A 15,578-nucleotide genomic window follows, 5' to 3' on the forward strand; every position below is an offset into this window, starting at 1 on the left:
TTTCAAGCCTTTACCCCCCTCTTCGGGGAGGCGCCAACTATGGTCGAAAGCGCTTTCCAATTCCTTGAAGCGCCTCACACTTCCACGCATTGACAGTGACAAACATTGCGCAAAACGTTTGCTAACTCAATGAAATAATTGACAAACGTTTTTCTGCAAATCGAGTTGGATGCGGGAAAGTCAAGCCTGGTTCAACGCTTAATTAACGACTCGTGATCGACCCCGTAAAGTTGTAAACAAGATGCTTTTGTATCCCTTTCTAGATGGTAGCCTAGCTCTCAAATACCACTTAATGGCTAACTATAGGAAGTCCATCATGGCTACATTCAAGTTCTATATTCCCGCTATCAACCTGATGGGTGCCGGCTGTCTGCAAGAGGCTGCCGCCGATATAAAGGGTTACGGCTATCGCAAGGCGTTGATCGTCACCGACAAAATCCTCAACCAGATCGGCGTGGTCACCAAGCTCACCACCCTGTTGGCTGAACATGGCATTAAAAGCGCTGTTTTCGATGAGACCAAACCCAACCCCACCACCAACAACGTTGAAGCGGGTCTGGCGATGATCAAGGCCAACGGCTGCGATTGCGTCATCTCGCTGGGTGGCGGCTCGCCTCACGACTGCGCCAAGGGCATTGCGCTGGTCGCCGCCAACGGTGGCAGCATCAAGGATTACGAAGGGGTGGATCGCTCCGCCAAGCCGCAGTTGCCGCTTATCGCCATCAACACCACCGCCGGTACCGCCTCCGAGATGACCCGCTTCTGCATCATCACCGACGAAGCGCGCCACGTGAAAATGGCCATCATCGACAAGCACGTTACCCCGCTGATGTCGGTCAACGACCCCGAGCTGATGCTGGCCAAGCCGGCGGGTCTCACCGCCGCCACCGGTATGGATGCCCTGACCCACGCCATCGAGGCCTATGTCTCCACCATCGCCACCCCGGTGACCGATGCCAGTGCCGTGATGGCCATCGAGCTGATTGCCAAGCACCTGCGCACCGCCGTTCACCATGGCGATGACCTGTATGCCCGCGAGCAGATGGCCTATGCCCAGTTCCTGGCCGGTATGGCCTTCAACAACGCAAGCCTGGGCTATGTGCACGCCATGGCCCACCAGCTGGGCGGTTTCTACGACCTGCCCCACGGTGTCTGCAACGCCGTGCTGCTGCCCCACGTTCAGGCGTTCAACGCCCAGGTGAGCGCGGCTCGTCTGAAGGATGTGGCCCGCTACATGGGGGTAGACGTGAGCGCCATGAGCGACGAGCAGGGCGCTGCCGCTGCCATTGCCGCCATCAAGCAGCTGGCGCTGGATGTGCAGATCCCGGCCGGTCTGGAACAACTCGGCGTCAAGGCCGATGACTTCGATACCCTGGCCAGCAACGCCCTGAAAGATGCCTGCGGCTTCACCAACCCGAAACAGGCGAGCCACGAAGAGATCGTCGCCATCTTCCGCGCGGCGATGTGACCCTGTTAACACCTTGAATAGCGAGGGGCCGATCAGGCCCCTCTTTGCATTATTTCGTCAACACGACATCGTTGATGGAGCTCGCCAACCGGGTCAGCACAGTACGAATATTGCTTTTGGTTGCTTTGAAGGCCAGGGAGCGATCACTGGCACACTGGGCCACGAAACTGGTATCCCCTTCGAACGCCACCGTGTAGATCTGGATCCCCTTGCGTTTCATCTCCCGGCATAACAGCAACTGCTTGCGATCCCGCAATGCTGCCTCGGACCCCATGTGTTCCCCATCGGAAAACAGCACCATGATCTTGCGGTTATCCTGCAACCCATATGTGCGCGGCAAAGCTGCCGCCCCCTGCCGCCAGCGTCCCTGCCACTCTGGTGAAAGCAGCCGCCAACCCCACATCACCCCCTCTGCCGTGTTGGTATTGAATGCGGCATAGAGGGTATCAAGCGCCTGACGATAGTCGGCACGGGTCGCAAGATGAGGCTGGATCGGACTGACCCCGCAATCCGGATCATCGAAGATGCCGAGCTTGTCACGGCGGTTCTCCAGATAGCGGTCCAGCGGATTATCTTTGGGCGCAAAGGCCAGCAAGGGCGTCCCATCGCCATAACGGGCAATGGGGGGAGGCTTGGTGCTGTAAAAAAGATGGGGCCTCAGTTCATCCCGCGGGGCCTGCTCCAGTTTGCGGATCCAGCCAGGAGTCACTTCCGCCACTCGGTCGATACCATCCACATGCTCCGGCAATCTGGCACAGAATGCCTTGCGTTGGCGCCCCGGCACCTCCCGCGACAACAGATTGAGCCAACCACGCTCCTCTGCGAGCGTCCGCAACCCGAAGGGAATTTCGATGCTTTCGGGATGAAACAGCTCGGGATGATCGCCGATATTGACCAGCCCGGTGGCGGGAATGATACTGACCACCCGATCCTGATTGCGCCGCTCGCGACCAAACAGCACCTCGCCAAACTCGACAAGGCCCTGCTTGATTGCCTTCATGGGGGCACCTGACATGGAATCGGAAATATCCAGCACCAGCGCGACTTCGATCCGGCTTCGTGCACTGCTGGCACGCGCAGCCGCCGCAATCGGCATCCCCTGCTCCCCTTCATCTATCGCCGAGAGATCCATCAGAGCGGGAACTTTTCCCTGCAAGATCACCTGTGCCCCCTGCTCTCCCTGGTTCAGGCGGGGAGTAGCCACCTGCAGGTTACGCCCGCTCAGATTGGCCTGCATCAGCGCCTGAGCATCTTGCAAGGCTGTGTCGCTATCTGCCGCAGAGTAGATGACTGAATCGGCAGCGGCGCTGAGCAGACTCTGGCCGTTGTAACCGCGCACCAGCTCGATGGCGACCCCGGTCAGCGCCAATACCCCGACCAGCATCAATGCGAATGCCGGAGATAAGCCGCCGCGCTGTTCAGACAATAGTGGCATCAGTGAACCTCCTGAATAAAGTGGGTGGTCAACGCACGCTCGCCCCACAGGCGGCTAAATATGCCCCCCCCTTCCAAATCCGGGCGATAGCAGAGGGTCACCCGCATCAAGGTGCCAACCCGCAGCGGCGGCCAATTGCCCTGCCCGGCACAGCCACTTCCCTGCAACAGCGGCAACAGTTCACCACTGGCGCTGTTGTACTGCTCTATGGTCAACGCCGCTTGCCCACCATGCAGAGCCGCCAGTTGCTGCTGCACAAATCCTTGATAAAACGCCAGCTGGGAAACTGCCGCCGCATCCTGCGTGACCCCTTGCTGGGTCACGATCTGCGTCACGTTATAGGCCACATTGTGCAACCGCTGTTCAAGGCGCAGCAGTTGCAATGCCTCGTTGCCGAAACTGAGCAGGGCCAACAGCGCGGGGATAAACAGCATCGCCTCGATGCTGATGCTCCCTCTGTTTTGTGCGGGTCGAGAGATGGTTCTGCTCATCCTGCACCACCTGCAGGCAACCGGTCAGTCAGCAACAACAAGGTGCTCTGATAACCCAGCTGGCGATCGGCCACCAGCCAGCTCGGGGTCAGCAGCAAACGGGGGCGAAGTCTGGCGGTCACCTCCAGCACGGGATCGGCGGGTACTAGGGTGTCACTGCCAGGAGCCAGCCCCCCCTCTTGTTGTCCCAACATGGCTGCAAGTGACACATGATGCCTGACAGTCACCTCCACCCCGGCCAATTCACCGTGCCCTTGCTTGAGTAACCGCTCCCGAATAGCGCCAGCCAAGGGGATCCGCCCGGCGGCCGACTCGGCCTGCAGCTCCCGCAATGCAGCGCGCAGGCCATACTCCAGGGTGCTGTATTGCAGCTGTATCCGCAGCACATCCACCACCAGCAGCAACAACGCCAGCAGCAGTGGCAAGATGATCACCAGTTCGATGCTGGCTACGCCACGCTGATGATTCACACAGACTGCCCTCTGAGTTGCGCCTTGAGCAGCCGGATATCGTGTTCCAGCTGGCTGGCACTGAGAAAGCGCGACAGGATGAGGCGAGCCTGAGGTTCATTGCCCTCGGCCAGCAGCAGCAGGGCGGAGTTCATCTCCACCTGGGGTGGCAGGCTCTGATAATGCAGCAGCGGCTCGAAGGCCTGACGAGCTGCGACCCGGTTCCCCTCCATCAGCCAGCCCAATGCCAGATTGCCCCGATAGTCAGGCTCATCCGGAGCAGCGGCAACCGCCGCCTCAAACATCGCACGCCCTTTGGCAAACGCCCCCTGCCGCAGACTGGCGACCCCCAGCCCATTGCTGAGCCGGGCCCGTGCCAGCGGTGTCAGCTCCGGCAAGGCGAGTCCTTGACGATAAGCGGTTGCGGCCTCCTCCGTGCGCCCATCATCGAGCAGGAACTTGCCCAGATAATTGGCCGCCTCCGGTGCCTGCTTGCCAGCGCGGTCGAGCAGCTGTTGCAGGCCATCGCGTGCGGCCTGCTTTTTATCTTGCTGATAACGGGTTCGCGCCAGCATCAGCTGCGCCTCTTCCAGCGAGGCATCACTGCTCAAGAGCGCCAGATAGAGGCGTTCAGCCTTCTCATACTGGGCAGAATCAAAAGCGGCCTTGGCCACCGCCATGCCATTGCTCTGACTCTGCGCCGATGCATCACCATGGCTGCTGCATCCCGCCAGCAGAAGCAGCGAGATAAAAATGAGGTAATTACTTGATTTCATATCCGATTCCATCACCTGCTCAACGCAGGCTGTTGATCAACAAATTGAGGGTGGGGGCAATGATCAGCACCAGCATGGGCAACATGATGAGCGCCATCTGGATGAGGGTGATCTTGCCCGGCAAGGAGCCAGCCTGCTCCTCCAGTGCCAGTCTCCGCATCTGACGCGCCTCCTGACTGATGGTGCGCATGGTCTCGGCCAATGGCGACCCGTACTGCTGAGCCATCTGCAAGGTGTTGGCGAGACGATCCAGCTCGGGCAAGCCGGTCCGCCAGGCAAGCCGTGCCAGACAGCTGGCCTGATCGCCGCGCATCTGGATCTCGGCATGAGTACGCAAGAATTGCCGGGCAAGCCCCGGCTCCAACGCCTCCAGATAGTGACCCACTCGCAGCAACGCCCGATCCAGTGCAAGCCCCGCCTCGACACTGATCACCAGCAGGTCGATGGCATCAGGCACCACCTTCTGCTGAGCCGCCTTGACCTTGCGGGCCCGCCACTGCAGCCAGCGCTCCGGCAAACCGGCCCCTACCACATAGGCCATCAGTACCCACATCAGGGTGAATCCATCAGCCGGGGCAACCAGCAGGCGCCATGTCAGCACCATGATGGCCAACCCCAGCCCCCCCAGCAGCTTGGCACCCCGTAACCGGTCAAAACCCTGGCTGGCAAAGATCCCGGCTTGTGCCAGTAACTGCTGCAAGCGTGCCTGCTCGCGGCTGCCCACCGGATAACCGCGGCCGCACCACGCCAGCCACTCACGCCCCGGCACCTTTGCCGCGGCAAGAGTGGCATAACGGCGACACTGTTGTTGCCACTGTTGCTGTTGCCGGTAACCGTACCAGCCCGTCACTGCGGCAAGCGCAAGCGATAGCAGTGCCAATGCGAATAGTTGGGTAACAGCCATGACCTACCCCTGCAGACGCGTGAGCCGGCGGATAAGCCAGAGCCCCACCGCCACGCTGATTGAAACATACCCCATCACCCACTGGCCGCTGGCCGTGGTCATCAGATAGGTAAAGTGCTCCCGCCCGGTACTGAACAGCACCAGCAGGATGATGACAGGCAGAGCGGCCAATACCTTGGCAGAGTTGCGACTCTCGGCGGTGATGGTCTGGATGCTGGCCGCCAGGGTCTGACGGGCGCGCAGGGTTTCGACCAGTTGTGCCAGCACGTCGGAGAGGCGACCACCGGTCTCTTGCTGCAGGCTGAGCACTATGGTCAGAAACTGGAACTCGGCCACCGTGACCCTGCTTGCAGCCTGTCGCATCACCTGCGCCACCGGTTGCCCCACCTGCAACTCGTCGTGCATCTGGGCAAACAGCCGTGACATCAAGCCGCGCTGCTGCCGTGCCACTTGCTGGAAAATATCGGCCAGCGGCGCCCCCACCCGCAGCGCCCGGATCATCCCGTCAATCACCTCGGGCAGGCCGGTGCGAAACTGCTCCAGCGCTCGCTGTTGCAGCTGTTGATAGAGCAGCAGACCAAGCAGCAGTGCCCCGCCAACCGCCAGCAACAACGCCAGCCAAAGCGGCATGCCATTGGCGACCAGCAAGATGCAGGCAAGTGCGGCGCCTGCCGGCCCCTGCCAGCACCAGCGAGTCAGTTGTTCCTGACCCACCATAGTCACCATCTGCTGATACCACTGGGGCAAGGGACGCGCCGCCTCCCGGGACTCCGGTTGCCCGCCATAACGCTGGCTCTGTTGCAGCCAGGCTTCACGCCGACTCTGCCATTGCCAGAGCAGCAGACAAACCGCCCCCCAGCCAAGGCAGACGGATAACAGCACACTCATGCGCCCTCCTCCCCATCTTCATCCATGCACGCCAGCAACTCGGCTAGCAGGCCCGCCTGACGGGCCTTTTCTTGTACCCCGGCCGAGAGCGGATGGGCCATGAAGCGCCCCTGCAACTTGCCGTGCAGCTCGGACTCCAGCACGAAACGAAACAACGGTTTCATCCTGATCTGGCCTCCCTCCAGCGCCGTGATTTCACTGATGGCAGTGATGCGGCGCTGACCATCGCGCATCCGCTCCAGTTGCACCACCAGATCCACCGCGCTGGCGATCTGGGCCTGAATGATCTGCTCGGAGAGGCGCTCAGCCCCCATCTGCAACATGTTGGTCAGGCGCAGCAGCGCATCTTCCGGTGTGTTGGCGTGCAGGGTGCAGAGTGAACCGTCATGGCCTGTGTTCATCGCCTGCAGCATGTCGAACGCCTCGGCGCCGCGTACTTCCCCCAAGATGATCCGGTCCGGCCGCATCCGCAGCGCATTGCGCACCAGTGCCCGCACACTCACCTCCCCCTTGCCTTCGGCACTCTCGTTGCGCGTCTCCAGCGGTACCCAGTGCGGCTGCTCAAGAGAGAGCTCGGCGGCATCTTCAATGGTGATGATCCGCTCGTCGTCGTTGATGTGCTTGCTCAGGGCGTTGAGCAGGGTGGTCTTGCCCGACCCCGTCCCCCCCGAGATCAACACGTTGAAACGACTGCGAGCAGCCAGACCGAGAAAGCGGGCCATGGCGTCCGACAAGGCCCCTTTCTCCACCAGATGAGCCAACGTCAGGCGGCTACTCGGGAATTTACGAATGGAGATGGAAGTGCCGCACAGGGCGATTGGCGGTGCAATGACGTTAACCCGGCTGCCATCGGCCAGACGGGCATCCACCATGGGGGTAGACTCATCCACCCGCCGTCCCACCGCATTGACGATCCGCTGCGCCACATTGAACACATGCTGACGGTCGCGAAAGCGCACCCCCGATAACACCAGCTTGCCGTGCCGCTCCACATAGACCTTGTCCGGACCATTGACCAGAATGTCCGACACCTCGGGATCATCGAGCAGGGGTTGCAGCGGCCCGACCCCCACCATCTCGTCCACCAGTTGCCGCCCCAGCAGGAGCAACTCCTGACGGTTGTAAGGGAGCATGCGGCGGCTCGAGAGCTGATCGAGAGCATTGGCGACCCGCTCCAGCAATGCATCACGGGGCAAGGTGGCGGCCACCGAAGGCTCCACCAGCTCGTAAAACGCCTCGCGCGCGGCCTCAGACATGGTCAGCAGCGCCCCTTGTACCGGCGGCTGCCGATTGCTGGCTTGTCCGAACATCAGCGCAATCCTCCCCGGCGGCGTCCCGCTGGTTGAGTGCCAACCAGCTCGGCTGCCAGCCACTTGATTGCTCGGGCCAGTTTGCTTTTTTGCTTGATAAGCGCCATACCGGCCCGCTCGGCTCGCACAAAGGCGCCGTGGTCATAAGGCAATACGGCTGCATGAGGTTGACCACAGACCCGCTCCAGCTCTGCGGCGGGCACTCGCCCCTCCTTGCCGCGGCAATGGTTGCCTACCAGCAGGTGACGTTGAGCCTGCCCTCCTTTGGGCAAGTTCCCCAGCAGTCGCAATGCCCCCAGACTGAAATCGTGCAACCAGATCACCACATCTGCCTCTTGCAGCAAGGCGCGTAACCCATGGCTGCGCAGGTCCGGCACATCGATAATGAGGGTGCTGTAGTGCTCCGCCATCACATTGACCGCGGCCACCAGCTGCTCGGCGCCGAGCACCAGCTCAGCGCCCTCGTCATAGAAAAGGAACAACCGTGACCCGAGTTGATGAGCGGTGTGGGCCAGCAAGGTGCCATCTAACCGATCGGTCGCCTGCCACCACTGCTCGCCGGGCGGGGCATAGTCGCTGCCCAGCAAAATGGGGTGACGGCTGTGATAAAGATTGAGATCCAGCAGGGCCACCTGACGGTGATGCTGCTCTGCCAGCTCCAGTGCCAGATTGGCGCAGACGGTACTGGTGCCGACACCGCCCGCGGCCCCCACGACACAGATCACTCTCCCTTTACGCAAGGAGGTCACCAGCGGCACCCCCAGCAGACGCAGCAGACCTGCACGAAGCGCATCAGGATCCAGCGGCGCCGGGTAGTAATCATCCACCCCCACCGAGATCAACCAGCGAAACAGGGCGACATCTCCCCGCTCCCCCAGCAGCACCAGCCGCATCTGGGGTGGACAACATTCGGCAAGCGCCGCCAGATCGGCCGCCAGCGTCTGCTGATTTTCCACCTCCACCAGCAGGATATCGGGCGCACCGTGAGCCAGACAGTGCGCTCTGGCCTCCGCCAGAGAGCCCGTCAGCTGCAGTTGCTCCACATCGCTCAATCCGGCCATCACCCGCTCGACCCCGGCACTCAAGGCTGGCTGACGCGTCACGGCCACCAGCCGTTTGGCTTGTTCACTCATGACTTACTCCCCGGTCGTCTGCTGTTTCTTGGCCGATTTGGCCTTGCCCTGATAGAGGCGCTGTACCGCGCCGGCATCGAGGGCGCTACCACTGCCGTCATAACGGGCACCACGAGCCCAGTGCTCGCCACGGCTTTGGGCACGATATTGATTGCGCAGCACCAGACAGGCGCTGGCAGGGGCTGACGCCCCGCCTCTGGCATAACGGCAGCTATCCGGCTGCAAGGTGGCATCGAGTAACACCTGATAGTCACCTTGCCCGGTCGGGGTGAAGATGAGCCGGGTATCGAGCGCCAGCCACTGAGCCATCTGCTGGCGCAGCGCCTCCGGCGTTGGCGCATGGCTTGCTGGCTGCGGCCCGCTGATCTGCAGCGTGATGGTGCCCGCCTCCAGCCTATTGGCCAAAGGGGCCAGTTGCCATTGCAACTGCTGTTGCAACTGCGACGGGGCAACCCGGAATTGCAACTGATCCTTGAGAGGGGCAGCCGGAGGTGGGGTGGTACAAGCCAGTAACGGCAACGTCATGGCCAGCAACAGCGTCTCTTTCAACATGGTCATCCTCCTCAGTAGCTGTAGCCATAGTTGCCGAACAGGCGGGTTGTCTGCGCCGCCGGCAATTGGGTTGACCCCATGTCGGTGAAGAACAGTCGCTCGAAACGACTCGGAGCCCGGTAGTGATCCAGCGGCGTCGACAGGGAAAGGGGATCGCTGGTGGGCTGCACCAGACGGGCGGTGGCGATGATCACCAGCTCGCTCTCCTGATTTTTGAAGCTGTTGCTGCCAAAGAAGGGGGCCAGCCCGGGGATCTCTCCCAGGAAGGGCAGTGCTTCGTTATTCTGGTTGCGATGGCTGCGCACCAAACCTGCCAGCGCAAAGCTCTGGCCGTCAGCCAGCTCGATGGTGGTGGTGGTACGACGCGTCTCGATACCCGGTACCACGACCCCGGCAATGGTGACGCTGTTCTCCCGGCTCAGGGTCGATACTTCCGGGGAGACCGTCAGGCTGATGCGATTGTTGTCCAGCAGGGTCGGCGTCAGCTCCAGCGAGATGCCGAACTTCTTGAACTCAATCTCGGGACCGTTATCGCCGTTGCCAACCGGAAAGGGGAACTCACCGCCGGACATAAAGGTCGCAGCCTCTCCCGATTTGGCCGTCAGGTTGGGCTCGGCCAATACATTGACCAGGCTGTTTTCCACCAGCGCATCGATGATGGCGTTGATGTAGACCACATCTTTCTTGCCGCTCCAGCTGCCTCGCTCCAGCGGCTTAGGGAAACGGTTACCCGGCGAGACACCCAACTGCAGATACTCCCCCATCGCGCTCCAGCGCAGCCCAAGCTGTTCACTGGTAGTACGCTGCATCTCGACGATGCGCACCGATATGTTGATTTGATCCGATCCGGCCAGTCGCAGCTGGTTGATGACATTGGCGTACTGACCGCTGCCCCCACCGGCGACAGCGGCACCTTCATCCTGATTACCCGCCTGAGGCGAAGAGGCCATCACTGTACTCTGGGCGACGGATTGCGGTTGCAGTCCCTTGGCAAAGCCTTCCACCATGCTGAGGATTTCATGCGCCTGCAGCGGGCTGGTCACCTCTCCTGCCACTACGATGGCACCGCCCGACTCGCTAAAGGTGAGTCGACTCTGGGGGAAATGCTGACGGGCCAGCTGTTCAAGCGGTGCGAGATCAGCGGCTACGGTTACCCGATAGTGACCCAGGGTTCGGCCATCGAGGGCAGTCACCACCAGATCGGTGTTTCCCACCTTGCGGCCATAGATCAGCAACTGCTGATCAGAGGGACTGTGCACTCTGACCAACTCCGAATTGGCCACAAAGGCATCCAGCACAGGTTCATCAAAATTGAGCAGGGTGGATTGCTCGGGAGTGAGCGTCAGGCTCTCGGCGGCTGCGGCCCAGAGCGGCAGCATGGCGAGCAATATGGCAAATGTTCGCAACATCATTTCCTTTCTGTGTTGATTAGGGTTGGCGGGTTCGGTCGTTGCCGTCGCCATAACTGATCTTGACCCCATGACCTGGAATGGCTCTCGGGTTCTGGCCGCGAGCGACCTGTTCAGCCCATATCAGACTCCCCTCCGGCAGCGCCATCGCAGGGCTGCCCGCCGGTGCGCTCTGTGCCGAACGCAGCACCAGAGCCAGCTCTCCCAAGCGATGTGCCAGCAACAAGCGTGCTGCCGCCCGAGGGGGCAACTCGAAGGTGACGGCAACCTGGTCGAAATTATCCTGTGCCGCAGGATTGCCGTTGAGCGCGGCGATATCGGTCACCTGGGCGTCGATGGCTAGCAGCTTGATATCGGTCAGAATGATCTCGGCCGACTGATTGCTGGTTACCTCTGCCCCTTGGGCATTGTGTTGACGCGCATGCTTGCTGGTGAGGATCACATCCACCCGGTTACCGGGCCGGATCAGGCCGTGGCTGGCCGCCTCCCTCCCCAACGCCAGGGTCACCGCTCGCATGCCCGGCGCCATCATGGCGGAGAGATAGTGACTCTGCTCGGGACGAACCAAATCATCGGCAGAGACTATCTGGCCCGCCTCCAGCGTGCGGGTCACCAGACTCCCCTTAAGGACCTTGGTATCGGTAAAACCAAACAGAAATAGACCCGGCAGGTTCCTCTCTTCGGCTTCGGGAAGGGCTTGCCAGCCCAGATCTTCGGGATGGATGAAAGAACCGGCCTGCACCCGATGGGTGGCAACCAACACTTGGGCCACCCGATCCGGCGCCAACGATTCTGCTGGCGGATCCTGTGAGGACGTACCGCTCTGCGGCGCAGGTTCAGCTGGCCACAAGGTAGCCAGCATCGCCGCCAGCACCAGCAGTGCAGCGATAAGCAAAAAGAATTTCTTCATAAGGTGTGACTACATAAATAGAGGTGTGGTCAGAGCTGTCGCCCAGAGGATGGCAACCCCATAAGGCACAGTAGTTGGATTGGGTGAAGGGCGCAGGCGGCTATGGATCAAACACACCAGGCTGAGCAGGCCACCGGAGAACGCCATCATCAGCAATAATTCGGGCCATTGCTCGCCTGCCCCATAGAGGCAGACCGCCAGCAACTTACTGTCCCCGGCGCCACACCAGCCTCGGTGATAGGCAACCAGCCCCAACAGCAAGGTCAGTATGGCCAACACCAGTGACAGCGGATTGAACGGCAACAACCAGCCAACCCAGAGAGCCAGTACCAGCACCGCCAGATTGGGGATCCGCCGTTCGAACAGATCACTGACCAGACACCAGCAGGCCATCAGTATGGCGAGCCATTGCCCCCACGCCATCACTTGCCAGCCGCGTCCATATTCAACCCGGCAACGATAGCGGTGAACTTCTCTTTCAACGCCGTAATGAAGATCCCGTCCGAGCCAAATATGGCCAGGATCCCGGCCGCCAACCCGGCAGCCAAGATGCCGTACTCAATGGCCGTGGCACCGCTTTCATCCTTCAGGTAGTCACGAAGGTAATCCCAAACTCGCATCGTCATTTTTTGTCCCTGTTTTTTTATGCCTGAAATTAAACAACGACAAGATGATATTGAGATCACAAACGAGAATCAATATCATTATCAAAAAATGAAATAATTCGCAGAGTGAATTTGCCAATTTAACGGAGTTAACAGCGAAAGCATCTGCAATGTGTTTCATTTACGCGCTAAAAGCCGGACTTGGCAGATTAATAATCTAAACAACAATAACGGAGTCGAACGTGTTCAGGACAACGAAACTACTGCTATTGCTCCTTTGCTGCGCCACATTGCTGGCATGCAAGGCAGAGCTGGGCAGCCCCGAGCAGGCGGGAAATAACGCAAGCAACAGCGGAGGAAGCGGTAGCAACCAGCAACCCACCACACCGGATAGCGGAAGTGGCAACAACCCGGGCACTGCGGGAGGTACTGCCAGCGGAGGAAGCACCAGCAGTAGCAGCGGAGGAAGCTCAGGTAGCGGCTCGGGAACAACTGCACCAGACCAATCGGGCCAACCAACAACGGAGACGACACCGCCCGCCCCACCCACTTCGCTGGATCTGGCCGGCGCACTGCCGCTGACTCACGAACAGGGTGGACAATTTGATATTCAGCTCTGTGCCGACAAGGTCTGCGTCACCCAGAGCGCTCAGGCTGATGGCAGTTTCGGCTTCAAACTGAAATTGAGCCAATGGCCACAAGACAAGGCGCTGCGCCTCGTCGCCAGCCACCGTCAGAACAGCGCGCTATCCCTCAGCAGTGAATTGCCTACGCTGACACAACTGCTCAAACAGGATCAAAACGGGGATGGCATCATCACCGAGAAAGAGAGTCCTCGCCTGCACCTCTCCCCCACGCCGCTGGCATATCAGAGCATCATGGCGGCGCTGCAAAAGCAGGAGGGAAAACAGGATGTCTCTGGCCAGCTCTTCAGTGACCCTCATCTCAATCACCGTTTTGCCCGAGATCTCACCGCCTTGCTGCAGTTGACCCTGAACGGCGATATGCCGCTGCCGGTCCAGCAACTCAGTACACTGGCAACTGCACTGGTCAGCCAGCAACAGTCCAACCCGACATCCACCCTGCTTGAACACCTGACGACACTGACCACCAGCCAAGGCACAACATTACCTGACGACGCCGAAGCCCGGCTGAACGATGCCCTCGCTGCCATGGAGAAACTGGATACCCGCACAGCGACCTACCAGCTGCTCACCACCTTCTACCCACAGCGCAAACTGACCTTGCTGGGACAATTCCCCTCTCGTCTGAGCGAAGCATCGGTATCGGTAGAGATCGGTGCCAAACCCAACCACGATGGGCTCAATGCCCACTATTTCAAACCCGAACGCCCCATTCGGCCACAACGGCTTGCGGTAATGGCCCAGAGTGGTCGGATGCAAGAGTCTCTTCCCATCAAGCAGGGCAACCAGTACAGCATCACTCTCACGCTCGCTGACCTCAACAACAGCTTCGCCAGTTGCAAACCGGGCAGCAGCGAGACCAGTGATGATCTGATGGAAGACACCCTGACCCTGGTGGTACAGGATGCCAAGAGTGAGGTGGAACTGCGCTCGGTGCTCGGCTCTTTCTGCGAGCTGGTCAAGCGCGATGAGAATCGCGATGGCATGCTCGGCGCCAACGAATATCCGCGCCTCAATGTGGGCTATACCACCACGGCGCAGTGGGCTCTGCTGCTCAAAACCACACTCAGTGCCGGCATGGGCTCTTTCCTGGACTGGCAAGCCTGGACCCTGGCGGAGCTGGATCAAAAACTCAAGGCACTACCGAGGCATCAGGTTGAGCTACTGGCAGCCATGGTTGCCCTGCAGACCGAGGGGGAGCTCTGGCAGCAACCTGTCAACCTGATCGAGGGCACTGATTTTCGCCAGCAACTGCTGAGCTGGCTGGAGATCAACATGGCCAATGAATATTCAACCGTGTCCCGCAACAATCAGATACCGGACCTGTTCAAACTGGAAACCACCATCGCCGACAATAGCGGGCTGGGCCCCCTGTTGAATGCCAATCCAGACAAGAACATCTCCCACATCATCAAGGCGGCGACCGGTCTGATCCGCAACTCGGAAAGCGATGCTCTTCTCTATCCCGGAACCAGCACAGCGGGTAGCTGGCTCACCCCCTACCCCAACAGCCCCATATCCCCTGTCTGTCAGCGTGAGGTGTTGTCAGATCAAGTGATCGGCCTGGCTATTCTGGGCCAGGGCCGTGATCAGGATGGCAGCCACTGGGTCACCCTCGGCTGGCAACCCCAGGAGGGGGTGAGTCAATATCGAATTGGCTGGGGGAAAACCCCGTTTGAACATATTGAAAACGCCGAACAGCAAAACATCAGCCAGCAGACTCGCATCACCCTCAAGGGTCTCCCTCACTATCAGAACTACCAGATAAGAGTGATGAGCGAGGGTGGCACCATCAGTGCCCCACTGACCTACCGAGCCGGGCAGTTGCATGTGGCCGATACCCGTATCACCCACAGCATGGGACTAGATGATGGCAAGCGTGGCCGGGACCTGGATAGCCGCTGCGATCCCTTGAGTGGACAAGCGGTCAACAGCAATCTGGATGGAGTGCTCGGCGCTCGCTACATCAAGCTGGACAACCGGGGAGAACCGCTGCCACGCCAGGATCTCTCCTACAAACAGATGCCGTTTGCCTGCGTGGCCGACGCCCTGAGTGGGCTGGTGTGGGAGACCAAGGTACAACACAAGGATGGCGAATCTTCCCTGCACGATGACAAAAGCCTGTTTGCCTATGACGATATCCAGAGCAACAACGCCTTCAACGGCAGCTGCTATGACCCGCAAAGTGGTGCTCTGGCCAGTGACCGCAGCCGCTGCAACCTGAAACGCCAGATAAGCCAGGTCAACCAGAGCAAGCTATGCGGCCTCTCCAACTGGCGCGCCCCCAGCCAGCAGGAGTTCTACGGCATCATGACCCTGACCCGGGATAACCCCATTGCCCTCGACACCCGCTACTTCCCGCTCTATTCAGGTTTGCAATACACCTATGGCAAATGGCAGGAGCTGGAGGGGATCTTCTACGGCTTCTGGACCTCGGATGTGATGCCGGTCAGTCGCCCCATCGGCACCTGGGACAAAGATGACGGGGGGCCAGATGCTTACAAGGTTCGCCCGGATAAATATCTACGCGGCGGCATTGCCCGCCAGTATCAACCCCACTACGTCATGCTGGTGAGCGATGGCTTCAAGGTCACAGGAGAATAA

15 protein-coding genes are annotated in these 15,578 nt (G+C 60.1%); 2 read left to right on the plus strand and 13 right to left on the minus strand.

The annotated features are described in order from the left end of the window. Nucleotides 1-316: 316 nt before the first annotated feature. On the plus strand, nt 317-1,468 hold the full coding sequence (yiaY, locus tag I6L49_RS08900; protein ID WP_216951297.1) for an L-threonine dehydrogenase: 1,152 nt from the start codon (nt 317-319) through the stop codon (nt 1,466-1,468). Between the two features lie 49 nt (nt 1,469-1,517). On the opposite strand, the gene I6L49_RS08905 is transcribed toward yiaY, so the two are convergent. The 13 genes from I6L49_RS08905 to I6L49_RS08965 are packed head-to-tail and all read right to left on the minus strand — an operon-like array spanning nt 1,518 to nt 12,351. Continuing rightward, the gene (locus I6L49_RS08905) at nt 1,518-2,903 is read right to left on the minus strand and encodes a vWA domain-containing protein (RefSeq protein WP_216951299.1); all 1,386 of its coding nucleotides are present in this window, start codon (nt 2,901-2,903) and stop codon (nt 1,518-1,520) included. Continuing rightward, nucleotides 2,903-3,394, minus strand: coding sequence for a pilus assembly protein FlpK (locus I6L49_RS08910; RefSeq protein WP_216951301.1), 492 nt, complete (start codon nt 3,392-3,394; stop codon nt 2,903-2,905). Before I6L49_RS08910 ends, I6L49_RS08905 begins: the two co-directional genes overlap by 1 nt. Next, nucleotides 3,391-3,864: a TadE/TadG family type IV pilus assembly protein gene (locus I6L49_RS08915; RefSeq protein ID WP_216951303.1), complete on the minus strand. Its 474-nt coding sequence runs from the start codon at nt 3,862-3,864 to the stop codon at nt 3,391-3,393. The genes I6L49_RS08910 and I6L49_RS08915 overlap by 4 nt, the downstream gene beginning before the upstream one ends. After that, nucleotides 3,861-4,619 carry a lipopolysaccharide assembly protein LapB gene (locus I6L49_RS08920; protein WP_216951305.1) on the minus strand — a complete coding sequence of 253 codons (759 nt, stop codon included), beginning with the start codon at nt 4,617-4,619 and terminating at the stop codon, nt 3,861-3,863. The genes I6L49_RS08915 and I6L49_RS08920 overlap by 4 nt, the downstream gene beginning before the upstream one ends. A gap of 19 nt (nt 4,620-4,638) precedes the next feature. Further along, nucleotides 4,639-5,523: a type II secretion system F family protein gene (locus I6L49_RS08925; RefSeq protein WP_139459863.1), complete on the minus strand. Its 885-nt coding sequence runs from the start codon at nt 5,521-5,523 to the stop codon at nt 4,639-4,641. A gap of 3 nt (nt 5,524-5,526) precedes the next feature. Continuing rightward, nucleotides 5,527-6,411, minus strand: coding sequence for a type II secretion system F family protein (locus I6L49_RS08930; RefSeq protein WP_216951307.1), 885 nt, complete (start codon nt 6,409-6,411; stop codon nt 5,527-5,529). Next, nucleotides 6,408-7,721 carry a CpaF family protein gene (locus tag I6L49_RS08935; protein ID WP_110302834.1) on the minus strand — a complete coding sequence of 438 codons (1,314 nt, stop codon included), beginning with the start codon at nt 7,719-7,721 and terminating at the stop codon, nt 6,408-6,410. Before I6L49_RS08935 ends, I6L49_RS08930 begins: the two co-directional genes overlap by 4 nt. Next, nucleotides 7,721-8,854 (minus strand): P-loop NTPase, encoded by a 1,134-nt coding sequence (locus I6L49_RS08940; RefSeq protein WP_216951309.1) that lies wholly within the window; start codon nt 8,852-8,854, stop codon nt 7,721-7,723. Before I6L49_RS08940 ends, I6L49_RS08935 begins: the two co-directional genes overlap by 1 nt. 3 nt (nt 8,855-8,857) lie before the next feature. Then, nucleotides 8,858-9,406 (minus strand): pilus assembly protein FlpD, encoded by a 549-nt coding sequence (locus I6L49_RS08945; protein WP_216951310.1) that lies wholly within the window; start codon nt 9,404-9,406, stop codon nt 8,858-8,860. 11 nt (nt 9,407-9,417) lie between these two features. Then, on the minus strand, nt 9,418-10,815 hold the full coding sequence (locus I6L49_RS08950; RefSeq protein WP_216951633.1) for a type II and III secretion system protein family protein: 1,398 nt from the start codon (nt 10,813-10,815) through the stop codon (nt 9,418-9,420). A gap of 19 nt (nt 10,816-10,834) precedes the next feature. Next, nucleotides 10,835-11,725, minus strand: a complete 891-nt coding sequence (cpaB, locus tag I6L49_RS08955) for a Flp pilus assembly protein CpaB (RefSeq protein WP_216951312.1) — start codon at nt 11,723-11,725, stop codon at nt 10,835-10,837. Nucleotides 11,726-11,734: 9 nt separating this feature from the next. Continuing rightward, nucleotides 11,735-12,148, minus strand: a complete 414-nt coding sequence (locus tag I6L49_RS08960) for a prepilin peptidase (protein WP_216951314.1) — start codon at nt 12,146-12,148, stop codon at nt 11,735-11,737. Next, complete coding sequence (locus tag I6L49_RS08965; protein WP_005350403.1) at nt 12,148-12,351, minus strand: Flp family type IVb pilin; 204 nt, start codon at nt 12,349-12,351, stop codon at nt 12,148-12,150. The genes I6L49_RS08960 and I6L49_RS08965 overlap by 1 nt, the downstream gene beginning before the upstream one ends. 221 nt (nt 12,352-12,572) lie before the next feature. Between I6L49_RS08965 and I6L49_RS08970 the strand changes: the two genes are divergently transcribed. Next, nucleotides 12,573-15,578 carry a DUF1566 domain-containing protein gene (locus tag I6L49_RS08970; protein ID WP_216951316.1) on the plus strand — a complete coding sequence of 1,002 codons (3,006 nt, stop codon included), beginning with the start codon at nt 12,573-12,575 and terminating at the stop codon, nt 15,576-15,578.

This window comes from Aeromonas sp. FDAARGOS 1419 (genome assembly GCF_019047045.1).
GTDB lineage: Bacteria > Pseudomonadota > Gammaproteobacteria > Enterobacterales > Aeromonadaceae > Aeromonas > Aeromonas veronii.